Annotated in this window: 10 protein-coding genes; 8 read left to right on the plus strand and 2 right to left on the minus strand. The window is 46.1% G+C overall.

The features are described 5' to 3' along the window. Window positions 1–12: 12 nt before the first annotated feature. The 3 genes from MKX60_RS11665 (at window position 13) to MKX60_RS11675 (ending at window position 6,857) form a co-directional block, all read left to right on the plus strand. Window positions 13–1,716, plus strand: a complete 1,704-nt coding sequence (locus MKX60_RS11665; protein ID WP_341059841.1) for an alpha-1,3-galactosidase-related protein — start codon at window positions 13–15, stop codon at window positions 1,714–1,716. 146 nt (window positions 1,717–1,862) lie between these two features. Beyond that, window positions 1,863–4,244, plus strand: coding sequence for a glycoside hydrolase family 95 protein (locus MKX60_RS11670; RefSeq protein WP_341059843.1), 2,382 nt, complete (start codon window positions 1,863–1,865; stop codon window positions 4,242–4,244). 552 nt (window positions 4,245–4,796) lie between these two features. Then, a complete protein-coding gene (locus MKX60_RS11675; protein ID WP_341059845.1) occupies window positions 4,797–6,857 on the plus strand; it encodes an alpha-galactosidase in 2,061 nt (686 codons plus the stop codon). Window positions 6,858–6,928: 71 nt separating this feature from the next. Here MKX60_RS11675 and MKX60_RS11680 read toward each other — a convergent pair whose 3' ends face one another. Next, window positions 6,929–7,798 (minus strand): helix-turn-helix domain-containing protein, encoded by an 870-nt coding sequence (locus MKX60_RS11680; RefSeq protein WP_341059847.1) that lies wholly within the window; start codon window positions 7,796–7,798, stop codon window positions 6,929–6,931. 252 nt (window positions 7,799–8,050) lie between these two features. Between MKX60_RS11680 and MKX60_RS11685 the strand changes: the two genes are divergently transcribed. The 3 genes from MKX60_RS11685 to MKX60_RS11695 all read left to right on the plus strand — a co-directional run bounded on the left by MKX60_RS11685 (window position 8,051) and on the right by MKX60_RS11695 (window position 17,239). After that, window positions 8,051–10,375 carry a glycoside hydrolase family 95 protein gene (locus tag MKX60_RS11685; RefSeq protein ID WP_341059849.1) on the plus strand — a complete coding sequence of 775 codons (2,325 nt, stop codon included), beginning with the start codon at window positions 8,051–8,053 and terminating at the stop codon, window positions 10,373–10,375. A gap of 227 nt (window positions 10,376–10,602) precedes the next feature. Continuing rightward, on the plus strand, window positions 10,603–12,144 hold the full coding sequence (locus MKX60_RS11690; RefSeq protein WP_341059850.1) for a response regulator transcription factor: 1,542 nt from the start codon (window positions 10,603–10,605) through the stop codon (window positions 12,142–12,144). Window positions 12,145–12,430: 286 nt separating this feature from the next. Continuing rightward, window positions 12,431–17,239, plus strand: coding sequence for an S-layer homology domain-containing protein (locus MKX60_RS11695; protein ID WP_341059853.1), 4,809 nt, complete (start codon window positions 12,431–12,433; stop codon window positions 17,237–17,239). Between the two features lie 396 nt (window positions 17,240–17,635). On the opposite strand, the gene MKX60_RS11700 is transcribed toward MKX60_RS11695, so the two are convergent. Then, window positions 17,636–19,390, minus strand: a complete 1,755-nt coding sequence (locus tag MKX60_RS11700) for a cache domain-containing sensor histidine kinase (protein ID WP_341059855.1) — start codon at window positions 19,388–19,390, stop codon at window positions 17,636–17,638. 227 nt (window positions 19,391–19,617) lie between these two features. Between MKX60_RS11700 and MKX60_RS11705 the strand changes: the two genes are divergently transcribed. Further along, a complete protein-coding gene (locus MKX60_RS11705) occupies window positions 19,618–20,574 on the plus strand; it encodes an ABC transporter permease (RefSeq protein ID WP_042190740.1) in 957 nt (318 codons plus the stop codon). Window positions 20,575–20,601: 27 nt separating this feature from the next. Further along, window positions 20,602–21,492, plus strand: coding sequence for a carbohydrate ABC transporter permease (locus tag MKX60_RS11710; protein ID WP_042190738.1), 891 nt, complete (start codon window positions 20,602–20,604; stop codon window positions 21,490–21,492). Window positions 21,493–21,505: the final 13 nt, after the last annotated feature.

Genomic DNA, 21,505 nt, shown 5'->3' on the forward strand with positions numbered 1-21,505 from the left:
AGAAAGTTGGTGTTGATCATTTCTTTTACAGAACACAGCGTCGATTCTTCTCCTATCGTAATCCGCCTGACTGATTATGGTGTTCTGCCAGATTCCGGCTTGGATGCTCAGCCAGCCATGACAAGAGCTATTGAGGCAGCCGCCGAAATAACTGGGCCGGTCCTGCTGGATTGTCCAAAAGGCTGCTATCATTTCTATCCGGAAGAGGCCATCCGAGCACCCTACTACATTTCCAACACTACCAGTGAAGAAGAGAATCCGGATGTCACCAAGACTATAGGAATTCTCTTAAAGGGGCTGCACAATTTAACATTTGAGGGCAATGGCTCTCTATTTATCTTCCATGGCAAGCAGACTATGTTCTTGCTGGATGGATGCAAAAATGTAGAGATTCGTAATTTACATACCGATTATGCTCGGCCGACTGTGACAGAGATGGAGATTACTGAAAGCGGTACTCATTATTTCGATGTCCAGGTTCACCCCGATTCGCGTTATGAGATCAGGGATGGCAAGCTGGTCTGGATCGGTGAGGGCTGGAACTTCTCGGAAGGACCAATGCAGACCTATGATCCATTGCGCAATACGACTTGGCGGGTGGACAACTGGTCGGAGCTGGCTGATTCGGTTGAAGAGCTGGAGCCGATGAAGCTCCGCTTGCATTTTGATCATCAGCCTGAGGTTGTCCCCGGGCAGGTCCTGCAAAGCCGTGATGGTATTCGCGATCAGGTAGGTGTCTTCATTGTGGAAAGCTCTAACATCACCTTCAGCGATGTGGGGCTGCATTTTTTACACGGACTTGGTGTTGTAGGGCAGTTCAGCGACAATCTCACCTTTCAACGCATGGATATTTCGCCGCGCCTGGAGACAGGCCGAACGGTTACTGGCTTTGCGGATTTCATCCACATGTCCAGCTGCCGAGGTAAAATAACTGTTGCGGACAGCCGTTTTGCCGGTTCTCATGATGACGTCGTCAATGTCCATGGTACCTATCTACGGATCGTGGAGCAGCTGTCTGCGAATAGGGTGAAGGTTCGGTTCATGCATCCGCAGACTTACGGTTTTACGGCCTTCCATCCGGGAGACGAAATTGAATTTGTTCGTTCTGGCTCTCTGACTACCTATGCGGCTAATGAAGTGATAGAGGTTACGCGTCTCAATCCACGCGAGCTAATATTGACTTTAGCACAGCCTATTCCTGAGGCGATTGGCAGCCATGATGTGATCGAGAATGTAACCTGGACACCGAAGGTTGAAGTCGTAAATAATCACCTTGCGCGGGTACCGACCCGCGGTATCCTTGTGACAACACGGCGTAAAGTAGAGATTAAGGGGAATGTTTTTGATCGGATGCAAATGAGTGCGATTCTGGTTGCCCTGGATGCGGAGTCTTGGTATGAGTCTGGCAAGGTGGAGGATGTAACCATCGCTGAGAATCATTTTATTGAATGCGGGGGCATCGAGCATCCGATTATTTTCATTTCGCCAGAGAACACAGAGGTTGATGAGAGCACTCCTGTTCATGAGGGTATAGTTATTAAGAACAACAGGTTCGAGACTGGTGAAACGTTAGTCCTTAGTGCCAAGAGCACCCGCGGACTGGTCTTCAGTGCTAACGAAATTGTCATGGGTGGGGAAAGTACGAACTGTCTTTCCGGTGTTGAGGATGCGATACGTTTAACCGCCTGTAGCGAGGTCGATATTCAGGATAATTAATTCAATGAGCTAGGGCAGGTTGTGTTAGATCGCGATATGGATCGGTAGATCGATGTATAGAAAACGCTTTATCTGATCTTTATAATGATGGCAGACTTGGGGGAATACATTATTTAATTCATGACAGATCGTGAGGGAGAGAACCAATGAAACTTCAATATGACAAGCCAGCAAATGTATGGACCGAAGGGCTTCCGATTGGGAATGGCCGTCTGGGTGGTATGATCTTCGGCGGTGTGGAGCAGGAGAAAGTCAGTCTAAACGAGGATACATTATGGTCGGGATTCCCGAAGGATGGGAACAATCCAGGTGCTAAGGAAGCTTTGCCAAAGGTTCGAAAGCTGATTCAGGAGGGCCGGTGTACAGAAGCGGACACCCTGACTAGAGAGATGCTAGGTCCGTACACCCAATCATATCTGCCTTTCGGAGATTTACTACTTCGTTTTGAGCATGGTGGTGTTTATCAATCGTATCGGCGGACATTAGATATTGAACATGCGGTTCACCGCATTGAATACAAGATTGGTAATGTTACTTATACCCGTGAGATGTTCGCTTCACATCCTGATCAGTTGCTCGTGCTGCGTCTGACTGCAAGTGCACCGGGAGCGCTGAATGTACATGCTACACTAGATAGTTCGCTTCGGCATAGCCTTCACGCTCAGGGTGATAACTTTGTACTCTCGGGAACTGCACCGGAGCATGTTGATCCAAGCTATTTTTGGAGTGACAATCCGATCCAATACGGAGAACCTGGCAAGAGCAAGGGCATGGCCTTTGAAGGACAACTCTCCGTAGTAGCGGAGGCTGGGGAAGTTACCGTTGACGGTAGTGGAATTCATCTGTTGGGAGGAACGGCTGCAACCTTCTATTTCAGCGCGGCTACAGGCTTTAATGGCTTTGACAAAATCCCGGGAACTGAGGGGAAAGATGCTTCTGCTATTGCAGCTTCTTACTTGGCAGATGTGAATGGAAAGTCTTACGACAGCTTGCTTCAAGCGCATGTCGAGGATTATCGATCACTTTTTGACCGAGTGAAGCTTCAATTAGGTAAGACGCAAGCCCCGGAGTCGATGTCCACGGAGCAACGGATTACGACATACGCGGCACAAGACCCTGGTCTTGTCGAGTTGCTGTTTCATTACGGGCGCTATTTGATGATCGCAAGCTCGCGCCCCGGAACACAGGCTACTAATCTGCAGGGAATATGGAATGCGGTTACCCGTCCGCCGTGGAGTAGCAACTATACACTGAACATCAATACAGAGATGAATTATTGGCCAGCTGAAATTTGTAATCTGGCGGAATGTCATGAGCCGCTGCTGGATATGATCGGAAATTTGGCGAAGATGGGTGCAGAGACTGCTCAAGTCAACTATGGTGCCCGAGGCTGGGTGGCTCATCATAATACGGATCTATGGGCACAGACAGCACCGGTGGGGGATTATGGTGACGGAGATCCAAGCTGGGCTTACTGGACGATGAGTGGCGTTTGGCTGACACAACATCTCTGGGAGCATTATGCTTTTGGCGGGGACGAGGAATATTTACGGACTTCCGCTTATCCTGTGATGAAGGAGGCGGCTCTGTTTGCACTGGATTGGCTTATTGACGATGGTAACGGAAGGCTTGTGACCTCCCCATCCACTTCACCAGAGCATAAATTCCAGACAGCGGAGGGCTTGGCTGCAGTCAGCGCAGGTGCTACTATGGATATTTCGCTCATCTGGGAGCTGTTTACGAATTGTATCGAGGCTTCGGAAACGCTTGGAATGGATGAGGATTTGCGTGCAGAATTGGTAAGTGCTCGTGAACGTTTATTGCCACTGCAGGTTGGTAAGTACGGACAGTTGCAGGAATGGTCCTTAGACTTTGAGGATGAAGATATGTATCACAGACATACCTCGCATTTGGTCGGTATCTATCCGGGCCGGCAGTTGTCAGAAGAAGAGACCCCTGAGCTGTTCGCTGCCGCCAAAACTTCGCTTGAACGGCGTGGGGACGAGAGCACGGGCTGGAGTCTGGGCTGGAGAGTTGCGCTCTGGAGCCGCTTCCGGGATGGCAACCGCTCAATACGACTGCTCTCAAACATGCTGCGGCTGGTGAAGGACGGGGAGTCCGAACAGTATAGTCACGGCGGGGTTTATGCCAATCTGCTTGGCGCACATCCACCGTTCCAAATTGATGGTAACTTCGCCGCTTCTGCCGGAATTGCTGAGATGCTACTGCAATCTCACCTCGGGTATCTCGATCTGCTGCCTGCACTGCCAGATGAATGGCAGGAGGGAAGCGTGGCGGGGCTACGTGCCCGCGGTGGCTTTGAAGTTAGCATTCAGTGGGATAGAGGCCATCTCGTGGAAGCACAGATTACCTCCCTTCTAGGCAATGAATGTGTGATCCGCACAGATGCTTCGCTTATGGTGAGTAATGGCGGCAGCGAGATGGAATATGACCGCTCCGTAGATGGAACGGTGAGCTTTCCAACGACCGCAGGTCAGACCTACAAGCTTATAGTTGGTAAGCAATAATAGTCAGTTTCATACGAATATGGACAGCAGCAGGGACCTGAAAAACAGGATCCTGCTGCTGTTTTTTTGTACGAATATAATGCTGATCAACAATTAGGGAAAAACTCCCTGAAATTCGGAGATTTTTGCTCGCAAGACTAACAATCAGGGAATTTCTCCCTGAAATTCATCCGATCTGGTGGTGAATTTGGAATTCACTCTGTTTTTTAGGGAGGAATTCCCTCATTACATTGAAATATAGTGTTTTCTGGCTTTTTTTAGGGAGGTTTTCCCTAATCTATCTCTTCTAGCTGCCCGAAGGTGAAAACGGAGTGTGGATACGAAATTGTTGAGCATGAGTAGTATTTTATGTACATCCTCTTCTTCTTGTCATCGACATGAATACTAGGGGGATTTAGGTTTGTGCTAGATGTGTTAGATCGCGGTATGGATCGGAAGATCGTTGTATAGAAAACGCTTTATCTGATCTTTATAATGAGGGCATACTTGGGGGACACAGGTACAGAGCCTGCCGCCTTCAAGGTCCAAAACGCAGTAACAAGGAGGCAAATCATGCTAACTGATAGTGCTACAACGGTAAAAGTGAATACGGACACAGCATCTCTTATCCGTGTAACCAATGATGAGGTGAATCTAGAGATTGATCTCGGGACGGGTGAAGCATCCGTTGCCCGCGGAAACACTTCTCATGTAAAAGGGATTCGCAGTGCATTCCGCTGGCAAGGTCGGGAATATAACACTGAACATTATCAGAGCCACACACTGAAGTCTCAGGAAGTGGTAGTTCGTGAGGGCTTTGGAAAAGGTGTTCACGTAGTCATTTTGCACGAAACGTCCCTGCTGCCACAGCTGGAGCAGCATTTCTATATTTATGAATCTTCATCATTTGTATTGATGCAAATCGTAATCGCAAGCGATGAAGAGATCAAGGCAAACCGGATGGCTGTCCTTCAGACCAAATCGGTGTCACTTGGCGGGGAGTCAGGGCAACCCGAAGAACCAAGCATTCTGCGTGTGCCGTACGACAACGACAAGTGGGTCAGATATACAGTAGTGAAGCCGCCGATGGATACGGAAAGCTATGAAGTAACTGCATTGTTCGCGCCGGAAAGCCGGCAGGGAATTATTATGGGTTCCATTACGCACAAGGTGTGGAAGACAGGGATTCGTATCAAAAGCGAACGGAGCGGAGGGATCGAGGAGCTGGATCTTTACGGCGGCGCTGTAAGTGAAATGACCCGCGATTTCCAGCCACATGGTTATGTGAAAGGAACAAGAGTAGAGTCACCGCTCGTTTTCGTAGGGTTCTATGATGATTATAGAAAAGGGCTTGAAGCGTACGGTCAGGCTAATACCTGGATAGAGGCTCCTCTGTCATGGGATGGCGGCGTTCCTATCGGCTGGAATAGCTGGTCTGCGGCAATGGCTGAGCTTGATTATGATCTGTATACATCCACCAGTAATTTTCTGAAAAATGAAGTGCAGCCGCTAGGATTCCAGAATGAGGACACACTGTACATCAACTTTGATGCTTTCTGGGACAATTTCACACCAGAAGAAATGAAGAATGCACTGGACCTGGTTCGGGAGAATGGTCATAGACCGGGAACTTACTGGACGCCTTTTGCCTTCTGGGGAAGTCCGGCTCAGTTTGGAGATCTCGTGGAAGGTACAAACGGCAAATACACTTATGGTGATATCTTGCTGCGAGACAGCGAAGGAGAAATTTTGCCGGATGTTGATGGAGGGCTGGCCATTGACCCGACACATCCAGGCAACCTGCAAAGAATAGATTGGTATACGAATAAATTCATCTCGGAAGGCTTCGAGTATGTCAAGCTAGACTTCTTGGCACATGGTGCACTGGAAGGGCAACATTACAATCCGGAAATTACGACGGGAATTGCGGCATATCACTATGGGATGACTTACTTGCAGAACAAGCTCTCACCAGAGGTGATCGGTCGGCCGTTCTTTATCAATCTATCCATCGCGCCATTGTTCCCTTATGCATTTGCGCATAGCCGCCGGGTATCCTGTGATGTCTTCGGCACGCTACACGATACAGAATATCTGCTGAATTCGTTGACACATGGCTGGTGGATGAGTCATACCTTGTACCATTACAATGACCCGGATCATTCCGTGCTCTACAAGAGCCACAACCAAGATGCCACTGGCTGGCATGAAGGACGGAGCCGACTGACTGCTTCGGTCATTGCTGGAACGGTACTTCTGCTAGGCGATGATTTCCGAAAAGAAGAAGCAGCCGCACGGGCCAAAGCGTGGCTGGGCAATAAAGAGATTATGGATGTCGCCCGCCTAGGGAAGACTTTCCACCCTGTCGAAGGGGATCTTGGCAAGCAAGCTTCCGATACTTTCGTACTTGATGATGCAGAAGATGATGTATTCTATCTTGCTGTCTTCAACTATGATGCTGTGAATTCTGCTCATAAATCTATCTCCTTGGAGCGTGCAGGGTTGAAGGGTCAAACAGCTTACCAACTGCTTGATCTATGGGAAGGCACACAAGGGGAAACAGCGGGAGAGCTTGTAGTAACGCTCGAACCGGCAGAGTCCAAAATCTTCAAATTAACGGCAAAAGCCAACTGATTATACACATTGAAAAAAGAATACGCGTAACCGCTTCTCGCGGATAGCGCGTATTCTTTTTTGTTGGAGTCTTACATTCGTATTCGGCTTTGCGGATTAAGGCGGTATTGTGTTGGATTAATGCCGTAGCAGGTACTGAAATGTCTGGAGAAAGGATGGATGGAAGGATAACCCAGCTTCTCAGCGATCGCAGTCACACTAAGCTCACTCTCCAGAAGCAGTCCTGCCGCCCGCCTCATGACTAAATTATGATGATAGACGCGTGGCGTCATTCCGGTCTCCCGTAGAAACAGCTCATGGAAATATGTCCGCTTGAGCCCACAGAACCGTGCCCAATCTTCGATAGACTTACCACGCTCGGGGTGGGTGTTCAAATATTCCAGCAGGCGGACAATACGATAATCACTTGGCTGATGCTGATGGAGGGCATTATACCAGCTCAAGATCCAGCCGTACAGATAGCTATTGGCCGTCTCATTACGATAGAACAGCGCGTCATTGTAAGACTTGGCAATCATCACAAGACTATCGTATAGTAGGGGATATTTAGCTAGTGGAAATACGCAAGGCAACTCATTCAGCTCGGCACAGGGTGCTTCGGTGGCTTTTTTTTCAAATTGTAAGACTTCAGGGGCATGGATAAATGAAAGGTTATTGGATACTGGAGAGCGGTTGTCCCATAAATCAAAATAGATGTTGTAGGACGACAGTGGATGAGAAGGCATGATATGAAAAGCATGGGGTTGACCGGGACGGAGAAAGACCAGCGTCCTCCGTTCAATCGGATAACGTATTCCGTCGATTTCCATCTCACCGGGGCCATCTGTAAACAAGTGGAACGCATATGCATTACCGACTCTCAGATGCTCATTGCTGCTGCCGTCGTACACATAAGGCATGATTGCGCCGACATACGGAGTCATTTCAGATAGTTTATTCATGCGGCCCCTCTTTTCTTAACTTACCGTACAAATCATCAAATAATCGAACAGGTCAACAAAGACAGTAGTTCATCCAAATGATACGATAAATACAATAAATCCGCAACATATTGGATAGGTTTAAGAAAGTATGATTCATCTTGAAAGAGATGGGATTAGGAATGGTTTTACACTATATAGCGGATTAATTAACAACATTTTTAGAGGGTTATCGCGCTTGCACAGATTCTACTATGGACAGGAGAAAATAAAATGAGCGATTTTAGATTATGGTATTCTACCCCTGCAACGGATTGGTCACAAGGATTGCCACTGGGCAACGGAAGAATAGGTGCAGTAGTGATAGCTGCTCCGTATCGTGAGGTATGGAACATGACCGAGGTTACCTACTGGTCGGGTCAAGCTGAGTCAGAGCCTGCTCCTTTCGGCGGCAAAGCTGCGCTGGAAGAGATGCGGAAGTACTTCTTTGCTGGCGATTATAACGAAGGTGACCGTCTAGCCAAACAACATCTGCAGCCGAAGAAACGAAATTTTGGTACGAACCTTGGTTTATGCGAGGTTGTCATTGACTTTGCAGAACAGGACACGGATTCCGGGTCAGCAGCGGCTATCGAGCGAGAGCTGGATTTGACCTGTGCGGTGGCCCAGACAGTGGTTCGAAGTAGAGGAACAACGCTGCATCGTGAGATTTTTGCCTCCCATGCTGATGATCTGGTGGTCTCAAGAATTTGGAGCGATGAACCGGGAGGAGTATCCTTTACGATCGGTCTGGAGGGGGGTTCAGAGTCGTTTACGACTGAAGTCGTGAATGATAACACCATTGAATTCAAAGGACAAGCCACAGAGAATGTGCATAGTGACGGCACTTGCGGGGTATGGGCAAAGGGACAAATTAAGGTAAGAATTTCCGGCGGTACAATGTACAGAGGGGACGGCCAATTGAGAATTGCGGGAGCCAATGAGGCTCGGATTTATTTTGCGGTCAGCACTGATTACCACCGTAGTAACTCGGAGTGGGAAATGGAGAGCAGCAGCACATTACAGCAGGCTTTGATTAAAGGATATGCGCAGTTAAAAGAAGATCATATCGAAGATTATGAGCAAGAATATGGTAAGGTGGATATCCAATTAGGTACCACTGGGAAGGTGAATCTGCCGACTGACCAACGTATTCGATTACTGGCACAGGGCCAGGAGGAAGATTCGCAGTTGTTCGCGTTGTTCCTGCAGTACGGACGTTACCTGACTATTGCTGGAGCACGTGCAGACTCCCCGTTACCGCTGAATTTACAGGGAATATGGAATGATGGTGAGGCTTGCCGTATGGGGTGGAGCTGTGACTATCATTTGGACATCAACACGCAAATGAATTACTTTCCGACGGAAGTCGTAAATCTTGGGGATAGTCATTTACCATTAATGCGCTATATTGAGGGTTTGTCTCATGCTGGAAAGTCAAGCGCTCGCGATTTCTATGGCAGCAAAGGCTGGGTAGCGCATGTATTCTCGAATGTCTGGGGATTCACGGCTCCGGGATGGGAGACATCTTGGGGGCTAAACGTTACAGGTGGACTATGGATTGCGACGCATCTGATGGAGCATTATGAATACAGTCAAGACCGTGTGTTTCTGGAGCAACAGGCATATCCAGTGCTAAAAGAAGCCGCAGCATTCTTCCTAGATTATATGACCATTCATCCAAAATACGGCTGGCTGGTGACCGGACCTTCGAACTCGCCGGAAAACCATTTCTATCCTAGGGATAGCAGCGATGGGGCACAGCAGCTGTCTATGGGTACCACTATGGATCAGATGCTGGTGAAAGACCTTTTTGAGTTCTGTTTGAAGTCTGCGAAACTACTGAATACGGACGAGGAACTACAGGAGCAGCTGGAGCAAGCGATATCCAAGCTGCCACCGTTTCAGATCGGCAAGAGAGGACAGCTGCAAGAATGGCTCGAGGACTACGAGGAAGCGCAGCCGGAGCATCGGCATTTGGCCCATTTGTTCGCGGTATATCCAAGTAATCAGATCACACCAGGTAAGACACCTGAACTTAGCGCTGCGGTGAGAGTAACACTTGAGAACCGGATGGTTCAGGAAGAACTGGAGGATGTGGAATTTACCGCTGCATTGTTCGGTCTCGGCTTTGCCAGATTGTATGACGGGGAAAAGGCCTTTAATCATATTTCTCATTTGATTGGTGGACTCAGTTTCGATAATTTATTTAGCTTTTCCAAATCGGGCATTGGAGGAGCGGAGTGCAATATTTTTGTGATCGATGGGAATTTCGGGGGTACGGCTGTTATTGCCGAGATGCTGCTGCAAAGTCATGAGGGTGAGATTCATCTGCTGCCTGCACTTCCAAAAGCATGGGGTACAGGATCGGTATCTGGACTGCGGGCCAAAGGAAATGCTGAGGTTGATGTAGCTTGGGACAATGGTCAATTGGTGGAAGCTACGATCCGTACCTACTCACCAGGAACCGTGACACTTCGGTTGGGAGATAGAAGAGCTACTGTTCAAGGAGAAATAGGAGGAAGCTACTATTTTAACAGTCAGTTAGAGTTGGTATAATGATTCAGCGGGGGTGATATGAACCCCCGCTTTAATTATGCTGGGTTATTAGCGCATGATTAAAGGGCTATCCGGTCTGTTATGGACCGGATAGCCCTTTTGCCGATGTCTGCAAATTAACGATTTATGCCTGAAAATAACTTTCATTTATTTGGATCATAGTAGCCTAAGGGGAAAAGAATATAATAGAAGAAACAGATGCAGACAACAAAGAGGAGGGGACATCAGTGTATAGTATTTTTCTAGTTGATGATGAAGAAATAGGCCTTGAGATGATGAGAGATTATATCCGCTGGGGAGAAATGGGTATTTATGTCGTCGGAACTGCGAGTAATGGTAGAGAGGCTCTAGAGAAGATAGAGGCCATTAGACCTGATATTATTCTTACAGATGTCCAGATGCCGATTATGAACGGTATTGAAATGGCTAAAAAAATACATGAAAGCTATGACTGGATGCAGTTAATGTTCCTGACTGGGCATGACGAATTCAACTATGTAAAATCGGCTCTAAATGTAGGTGCTGTTGGATATTTACTGAAGCCCCTCGACTTGAATGAAATTGGAAGCGTTATCGCAAAGGTGAAGCAGCGCTGTGAGGAAGTTCAAATGAAGAAACGTTCCATGGAGGCGGCTAAAACGAACCTTCTTAAGGAGCTTTCCTATGAAAAAAATGCGGAACATGCCGCTGATCTGGCGACCAGCTATTGCAAGCTTACCCGTGAGTCTGAGAGGAATCGCTACGCAATGGCGCTGTTCAGTATCGATCCGATTGAGGCAGAGGGGGAACAGCAGAGTCTGGAGGATTGTAAGAACCGGTTGGTAGCTTTTCTGGATCATTTCTTCAAGTCGAAGAATATAGAGACGGTATTTGTGCCCTACAAAGATGGGGAGGTAGGTGTGTTTATGGAAGCACTCCAACAGCCTGGGTATTATGCGTGGGAGGATTTGGCCGCGGCTATCCGAAGTGGACTAGATTTCACAGTGACGGCAGCAGTCGGTGCGCAGGAAACCGAATTAACGGAGGTACATTGTCTGTACAAGCAGACGCGTGAAATCCTAAACGAGCGTTTCTATAAAGGTACGGGTTCAATTATTCATGCCTTGGCGATTTCAAACCAGTTTGATAGTGAGTATGTGCCACCTTTTAATAGAAAAGAGTGGTTTGAAGCTATCAATCAGCTAGATTTCGAGCAAGCCGCACAGCAGCTGCATCAGTATTTCGAGGGGCTAGCCCTACTAAGAATCAAGAAAAAAAATATCTGCGATTGGGCGATTGATCTTGTCGACGAACTGCTGGAGCAACTGCATCAACCTGTTCCTGAGGGGGTTAAACGGGCGGAGTTATATCATTCCATCTATAATGCACTGACTTTAAATGAGATTGAGGATTTGATCCTGGGCACTGCAGGCAATGCCATGAGCTTGCTGGGTGAGCGTCTTATGGACAAAAACACGAAGCTAGTTCACAAGGTTCGCAGTATGATCGACCAGAATTTTGATCAGCCGATTACGATCAATAGCTTATCTGATCAGGTTTATTTGTCGCCCAACTATTTACGCTCCATCTTTAAAGACAAGACTGGTATCACGATTCACGATTATTTAACACGTATCCGGCTCGATAAGGCTACAGAGTTGCTGGCTGACGGCTCGCTCAAAATTCAGGATATCGCCCAAAGAGTCGGTTACGAAAGCACATCTTATTTTATCTCCCTATTTCTGAAGAACCAAGGGGTTACACCTAACGAGTATAGGAAGAGTCTATAATTGTGCCAGCGCTTCAGTTCGGCAAATAGGAAATAAAGTTACTTTCCCTTACGAATAGTAAACTTGCGATATGGATATTAATCCCTCTGCTTTTTACAATTAAGCATGTATTATAACTAGCACATGTGAGGGGCTTCATTCATCAAGGCAATCAAAGGAGTTTTAGTTCATCGAAAATCGGTAGCGCTTTCAAGATGCTTCTTAACCAACTCCTTTAATGACTTGATGGACAGATATAGCCCGAATATCACAAAAGTGCAAGGAGACCTACAAACGGAGGGATTAAATGTTTGGGAAAGCAATGAAAAGAGGATTTTTGTTCTTTGTCATCATCTGCTTGGTAATAGGCAGTGGCGGTCAGTTTGTCAGTACGGTTTTTGCCGATGATACGGAGAATACTACCTATGAAGCTGAAGCTGATGGAAATGCTATGACTGGCAATGCTTCTATTTCTGAACACCCAGCGGCTTCCGGGGGGCAGAAAGTCGGAGGCATGTATCAAGGAAGCACTTTGCAGTTCAATCATGTGACTGTAAGTGAGAGTGGGAATTATAAAATTACAGTGTACTATATCTCTGGCGATTCGCGGCCATTCAATATCAGTGCCAATGGCGGCGATAAGCAGTTTGAAGAACCACCCAAGACAGTGGACTGGGATACGGTGGGAACTTATGATGTGACACTTCCGCTGAATGCTGGAGAGAACAGCATCCTGATTGATGACAACAACTGGTATTCTCCAGACATCGACAAGATCGTAATTCGTGGACTGGACGACAGCGACCCAGGTGAAGGATCTGGAGGCGACTGGAAGGAGAAGCTGCATGGTGCAATCATAGAAGCTGAGGCGCCTGAAAATATAATTACAGGCAACGCCAAAATAGCGGACAGCAGCGTGGGTTCCGGTGGAAAAATAGTAAAGGATATGAATAAAAACAGTACTTTACAGTTCACAAATGTCACTGTGCCGGCAGCGGGAACGTATTTGATCCGTATTTCCTATATTTCCGGTGACCAGCGGCCTGTCTATATGCAGGTGAATGATGGACTGGATGAATTGGTTGATCTGCCAAAGACAGTAAGTTGGGATACGGTAGGAACTTATGATGTAGAAGCCTCCTTGCAGGAAGGGCTGAACACGATCACTTTCTCGGATCATGACTGGTACTCTCCAGATTTCGACCGGATTGAAGTCATTCCGTATACGATCAGTTATGAAGCGGAGTCTCCGGTCAATGATTTAACTGGAGAAGCGCGAGTTGGCGATAGCCCGAATGCTTCCGGTGGACAGAAGGTAGGGTATCTGAATGGCGGCAGTTCCTTAACTTTCAATAAGATTACGGCTCCGATGACAGGGGATTATCGGATCACGGTAGCTTATTTCTCAGGTGACCCGCGCAGCTTATACCTCAGCGCTAATGGTGGGGCAGAGCAGTATTATGAACTGCCAAAGACACCAGACTGGGATACGGCGCTCACATATGAGCTTACACTGCCTCTGAACGAAGGCGAGAATACAATCAAATTCTCAGACGGCAACTGGTACGCGCCAGATCTGGATCGAATTATTGTAGAACCGGCATTGGGTACAGATCCTAATCCTCCAGTTGAAGAGGATGGTGATCTGGGGACACCAGGGACTTCGAATAACTACGGGGCCATCACCGTTACCGAATATACTTATGGAACGCTCGTATCGAATGGACAATATGAGGTTTCTTTTAATACTAAGTCTGGATACGCAAGCTACAAGTGGACGGATGGTCAGAAGCTGCAAGGAATCTATAGCAGCATCAAACTCGGTGATACTCTCATTGAGACTACAAGCTATGAGAATCATGCAAGTGCTGGTGCTCCAGTAGAAATTCAGGATGGCTTTGGCAAAGGAGTGAAGCTTACTTTTGTTCATACCTCAGCTGGACAGCCAACGCTCAAACAGGTTTACAAGTTTTATGACGATCAGAAGTATTTCTTAACTCGTCTGGATGCCATTAGCGATACGGCGCTACAGACTAATTATATGTCGCCTATTACCGTAAAACGTTCAGGTGGAGTAGATATCGGTGCCAGTGCAGATAACCGGGTACTGACCGTTCCTTTTGACAATGATGCTTGGATTCGTTATAAATCTCAATCTATGAACCGAGCGGATACCAGCTATGAAATGACGACTATTTTTAATAACTCGACACGCAGCGGCCTTGTGCTCGGGTCGGTAACTCATGATACGTGGAAGACCGGGATCGATTGGAAAGGTTCTTCTAATCGGCTGAATGAGCTAGCGGTTTATGGCGGGGCAGCCAGCGACGTTACACGGGATACCCAGCCTCATGGCATGCTTACAGGTGCAGAATTGTCTTCGCCGATGATTATGGTGGGGGCATTCAGTGATTACCGCACAGGACTCGAGGAATACGGAAAAGCTAATGCGATCATCACACCTCCACTGTTGCTGAATCCTGAGTTGCCGCAAGGCGTACCTGTTGGTTTTAACAGCTGGGGAGCTTACGAAGGTACACTTTCATACCAAGACGTTGTGGATGTCTCCAATTATTATAAGGAGCACCTAAATGATTTCAATAATAACGGTAATGTATTTATTAATATGGATTCCTATTGGGACAATTTGAATGATAAGCAGCTTGCTGACGCTGTATCAGTAATTAAGGGCAATGGTCAGCATGCAGGTATTTATTGGGCACCATTTGTATATTGGGGCAACAATATGAGCCAGCCGGTAGAGGGTACCGACAATAAGTATACGTATGGCGATATTGTCCTCAAAGATGCCGAGGGTAAACCGCTGCCGACGCTGGATGGGGCTTTTCCTCTGGATGTGACACATCCAGGTGCTAAATTGCGCATGAATTATTTTTTGGACAAATTTAAGGATCTGGGCTTTACCTTCATCAAATTGGATTTCTTGACGCACGGTTCGCTTGAGGGACAACATTTCGATCCAACCATAACGACAGGGATTCAAGCTTACAATGAAGGAATGCTTTATGTGAAGGATCGTTTGGATGGAAAAATGTTCATTAGCGCATCTATTGCGCCAATCTTTCCAAGCCAATATGCACACAGCAGACGTATTTCCTGCGACACCTACGGCAAGATCAATGAAACGGAGTACATGCTGAACTCGTTAACTTATGGCTTCTGGCAAAATGGCACGATCTACACCTATACGGATCCCGATCATTTGGCGTTGGCCCGCGCTTCCAGCTTAACTGAAGCTCGAAGTCGAATGAACTCTGGCGTCATCGCCGGTACCGTACTTCTCGGCTCTGATGATGTTAACGATCCAAAGGCACAGGAGTACATGACTGCCCTGTTTAACAACAAGGAGGTTCTCGAATTAGCATTAAAAGGAAAAGTGTTCAAGCCGCTGGAAGGAAATACGAATGCAAATGCAGCGGATACTTTTGTGATGAAAGACGGCAACGATTATTATCTGGCTGTATTCAACTATAGCGCCAATGCTTCTGCAGACAAAACGGTGAATCTTGGTAGAGCCGGACTGGACGCAGCGGATTCGTACACGATGCAAGACCTATGGACGGGAGAGGTTTCGACTATTTCAGGAACACTCGCGTTGTCTTTGCAGCCGACTGAATCGAAACTGGTAAAATTGACAGCTGCACCTAAGAAAGTAACAGGTGTATCGCTAGATAAGACAGAGCTAACATTAACCGCTGGTGAAACCGGAAAGTTGACGGCAACGCTATCTCCGGAAGAGGCGGCGAATAAAGCAGTACACTGGACTTCGAGCGATACATCTGTAGCTACCGTAGTGTATGGAACGGTAACGGCTGTAAATGCTGGGAAAACCACAATTACTGTGGAAACAGTAGACGGCGGCTTCAAAGCTACGGCAGAAGTTACAGTCAAAGCAGCCTCCACTGTAGAACCGGAAAATCCTGAAGTTCCTGCGAATCCGGGTAATAACAACGGTACTCCTGGTAGCATTGTAGATCAAGAGAATGGCACGGGCACTCTAATCCTTACACCAGAGATGCTGAAAGTGGATCGTGCATCTGGTAATGTCATCGTGGAGATTAAGGGAGATACACAGCAGATACAATTATCCTCTGATGTAGTTCGCCAGTTGGCGAATCACACGCTGGTTCTGAAGTCCGGTAAGTTCTCCATGAAGGTGCCGGCGGATCTGCTCCGCCAGTTGCAGAGCAAGCTACCGGAAGGTCAGCGGGATGATAGCACGATAACCCTGAAATTAGCACCACTCAGCAGCAAGGCTAATGAGATCATTGCTGCAGCGGAGGGAACTACTCAAGCACAGGTTAGACTCATGGGTGATATCTATGAGTTCAGTCTGTCGGTGACCACGAAAACTGGCACATCAGAAACGCTTTCTGCGTTCGATCAACCCATTACGCTAAGCCTCTCAGTAGGAGAAGGTTTTGATTCCAAGCGTGGAGGCATTTACTATATTGCGGATAACGGTAAGCTGGAATATATCTCTGCGAATTATGCTGATGGTGTATTGACAGCACAAGTTAACCACTTCAGTAAATATGCTGTGCTGGAGCTCAAACGGACCTTTGTCGATGTGCCAGCCAATCACTGGGCTAGTCCTGCAATCCAAGAGCTGGCGGCGAAGCTGTATGTTCAAGGGACTGGCAAAGACAAGTTTGAACCAAACCGTGCGATTACGCGTGCCGAGTTCACCTCTATGCTCGTTCATTCCCTAGGGTTGACCACAAGGGGAGATGTTAGCTTTGCTGATGTTGCACCGTCTGCTTGGTACGCGGAGTCCATTTCTATCGCTTACAAGGCGGGCATCGTGAGCGGCAGGAGTGCGACCAAGTTCGAGCCGGCTGCACAGATTACCCGTGAAGAAATCACGGTCATGTTAATGAAAGCCTATGAGCTGAAGAATGGCAAAGTAACTGTTGCTTCAACTGACGTGGCATTCAAAGATATGAAGCAGGTCTCCTCTTGGGCAGCCGCTTCTGTAAAGGGAGCAGCCAGCCTAGGACTGGTTCAAGGTCAAAATGAAGGTCTATTTGCACCAAAAGGGATCGCTTCCCGAGCAGAAGCGACCCAAGTGATTTATAACTTGATTATGAAGTAAAACATTGCAAATATACAAATGAACGAAGGAGTTAAGCAATCTCTAGATGCTTAGCTCCTTCGTTTTTGGTGTTCACTGAAGCTTTATTAAAATGATAATGGTTATATCGAGGGGCTCGTGGCAAGCTCGTGGTAACTAGGCTAGGTGAGAGCGATTAGGGAAAATCTCCCTAAAAATAGCCAAAAAATTCTTGGATGCGATGTAATTAGGGAAATCCTCCCTAATAATCGGGCGAATTCTGAATTTACCTCCAAATCAGCAAATAATCAGGGAGGATTTCCCTGATTATCAGTATAATGAGCAAAAATCGCCAAATTTCAGGGAGGATTTCCCTAATTGTTAATCAATATTTCTGATTTCTCAATAAGCTTTGCGGTTATTCAGATGCGTCGTTCCCTACATTTCCTTTTGCGGCAAACGAATTTGCACAGTGGTTCCTATTCCGAGCCTACTAAACACTGTAACGCCGTAATGCTCACCAAACCTCAGTTTTATCCGTCGATCTACGTTTGAAATCCCATACCCTCGCCCGGGTTTATCGTCAAGTAAAGTGTGAAGTGTCTCACGACTCATCCCCATGCCATCATCAATTATAGATAGAATAATATCACTATTTTCGACTATGCCTTTGATATGAATATTTAGCGGGCTTTCCTGATTCCACACCGCATGAAGCACCGCATTTTCTACAAAAGGCTGCAAGGCTAGCTTGACTGTAGAGTAAGGTAAGATCGCTTCATCAATATTGTAGGTGATGTTCAGTTGTCCTTTGAATCGGATCAGTTGAATGGCATTGTAACTTTGCGTCAGCTTCAATTCTTCATTAATAGTTAAGATGCTCTTTCCTTTATTCAGGGAGATGCGATAAAACTTGGCGAGATGAAGCACCAAATCCTGAATGCGAGTATCTTGATGTTTTAGGGCAAGAGACGAAATGGAGCCCAATGTATTGTACAGAAAATGGGGGTTGATCTGGGCCTGAAGCAGGTCAAGCTCTGCCTCCTTATTCTGTAGCTCCTTCTGATACACTTCGGTGATTAGACTCTTTAAGCGTGTAGTCATTTGCTTGAAGGCAAAATGAAGCTGGCCAATCTCATCATTGCCTAAATATTCATCATTCGTAGGGTTGAAGTCACCACGTTCTAGCCGCCGGATCATTCGGATTAACATTCGAATACGCTTGCTAAACATCGATGCAGTAATATAAATCAGCAATAATGCGACGACTATAAAGCCTAAAGAAATTTTGATGATGAGCTCTGACAGTGATTTCGCATCCTGAATGATACTGTCATAAGGGAATATAGAGACGGTTTTCCATCCATTTGTGAGCGTGTTATAGACGGCGAAAGCCTTTTCCCCTTTATATGTAGTATCAAATCTGCCAGAAGGCAATTCATCAAAGTTCTGATCAAGCATTTCCGGCAGACTTGTATTTAATAATTGTTTGTCGGCGGCTGATAAAATAAGGCCCTTGTCATTAACAATAAAAATATCTTTGCCGCCTGCTTCTTTCTCCATTAAAGAATAGATCACCGATTCGGATATTTCGAAGACCAGAATACCGTAGGGATATTGGTTGCGATTATTGTTCAGTAACCTAGCCAGTGTAAACATTGCGGGATTATCTTGTGACTGTGGTGAGGACAGATGAATAATATTCCCATGAGACTGCATCAGCTGCTTGTACAGCTCTGTCTCTTTCACTTCGGGTGTAACCGGCTTGATATAATAATTATCCTTGGGCAGTGATGGATTGTCGGAATAAATGAAAACGCTACCAAAATCGGGATAGGCAGCCATTACCGTGTCTATACGATTGCCAATATATTGATAGACGTCTAGATAAGATGGATCATCTTGATATTCGCTCGTGAGGTAAGTGGCTAGCCTATTATCCAAGTAAATAGAAGCGGAAATATGCTCATAGCTGTCCAGTTTGTTCTCCAGGTTCTTGTTGATCTGGGCCGTTGAATTCATCATATTGATGTAGATTTGATCGGTCAGCTTTGATTTTGTAAGTTCGAATGAAAAATAGACAAAAAGCATCATTGGAAGAATGGTGACCAGAACGAACACGAGGAATAGCTTGGAGCGAAAGCTAAGGTCGATAAAAGGCATATAAATATACTTTTTGTAAAAATGACGCATCGTAGAAGTCCCTTCTTTACTGTGAATTCACGGAAAGCCAAGTTTATCATATCAGACTGAATATCGAAATCCAATGCTCGAATGTTAAGAAACTCCTTTAAAAAGCGCTATCATTCGGAGGATTGAAGTATAGAAAGGAGCCCTATACGGACTTAAGATAAATAGGAGAGAAGCTGAATCGAGATGTAGCAGGGCATGCTGCACTAAATAAAAAGGGAGGGTATTTGATGCATAAAGCAAGCGCTATCAAAACAGTCAGGGGCAATAATTTTTGGTACAGATTAAAAGAGCAGAAATGGTTATTTTTGCTAATGCTCCCTGCCATAATTGCGACATTGCTATTTTCCTATGGACCTATGTTTGGTATGTATATGGCATTTACAAACTATCAACCGGGTGGAGGAACATTTTTTCAACAATTTTTCCATGCTGACTTTGTTGGCTTTAAGTGGTTTGAATATTTCTTTACCACAGGAGACTTCTACCGTGTAATGCGTAATACGCTTGCGACAAGCCTCTTGACCTTGTTATTCGGGTTTCCTGCGCCGATCATACTCGCGCTTGTGCTGAATGAAGCCAAACAGGGATTTTTCAAACGCTTTACGCAGACGGTTTCTTATCTACCGCATTTTATCTCATGGGTTATCGCCGCTAACATTGTAATTACGCTGCTAGCTTCCGATGGGATGTTCAACAATCTTCTAGTAACGCTCGGCATTGTTAATGAACCAGTAGCTTTTCTACAAAACGGACCTTTATTCTGGTGGATTATCGCCTTGTCTAATATGTGGAAAGAAATGGGTTTTAGCGCCATTATGTACCTAGCTGCAATATCCGCTATTAACCCGGAGCTTTACGAAGCCGCAAGAGTAGATGGAGCTAGCCGATTCAAGCAAATGTGGAATATTACGCTCCCTGCTTTACGTCCAACTATCGTGATATTGGCCATTCTTGCAGTCGGAGGTATTTTGAATGCCGGCTTTGAACAACAATATCTGTTGCAAAATAACACTGTACTTGAGTACTCGGAAGTTATCGATATTTATGCATACAAATACGGGTTACAAAACAGCATGTTCTCATACGGGGCTGCCGTGGGGGTATTCAAATCCGTTATTGCCTTCATTCTTGTTGTAATCGTGAATCGAATTTCTAGAAAAGTGAACGACCAAGCGTTGTTCTAAATAACAAAATGGAGAGGAGCGCTTGAGATGTTTTTGAACAGATACGGAGATCATATCTTTAAGTGTTTTGTATATTTGATTCTTATCCTTGTATTGCTAGTTACCTTCTTACCTTTTTGGAATATTCTCGTTCTTTCATTAAATGCTGCTGAGGATACTGTTCGTGGTGGCGTCTACTTTTGGCCAAGAGATATCACCTTTGATAGCTACAAACAAATTTTGAAAGATACCGAAATTATGAACGGGATATGGGTAACGGTTAAACGGACCGTAATTGGTGCACCACTATCAGTTCTTGTGATTACGATGCTTGCTTATCCGCTAAGCCGGCGGAATTTGATGGGACGCAAGGGTTGGAACCTTTACTTCGTCTTTACGATGTATTTCGGAGGCGGGCTGATTCCTTATTACATGGTGCTTAAAGCCCTGAATATGATCGACACTTTCTCCGTTTTTATTCTGCCAGGCTTGATGAATGTCTTCTATATGATTATTGTCCGTACGTTTATGGAAGGATTGCCTGGTGAGATTGAGGAATCAGCGAAGGTAGATGGAGCGAATGATTTAATGATTTTCTTCCGGATTGTACTGCCGTTAACAACACCAGTACTCGCTACGGTGGGCCTCTTTCAGGCAATATCGCATTGGAACTCGTGGTTTGACTCCTATGCATTTACTTACAGCTCAGACCTGAAGACCTTGCAAGCGGTCCTCGTCAAAATACTGAGTCAATTCCAGACCGGAGGTATGGTATCGCAATCGCAAATGCTGGCTAACTCCGCTAAGCGAAATGCTGTTTCAAGCGATACGATCCGGATGGCAGCGACGATGGTTGCAACATTGCCTATCGTTCTAGTATATCCGTTCCTGCAAAAGTATTTTGTTAAGGGTATGACTTTAGGAGCTGTTAAGAGTTAATATGATTAAATAA

The sequence above is a fragment of the Paenibacillus sp. FSL R5-0914 genome, assembly GCF_038004525.1.
Taxonomy (GTDB): domain Bacteria; phylum Bacillota; class Bacilli; order Paenibacillales; family Paenibacillaceae; genus Paenibacillus_AQ.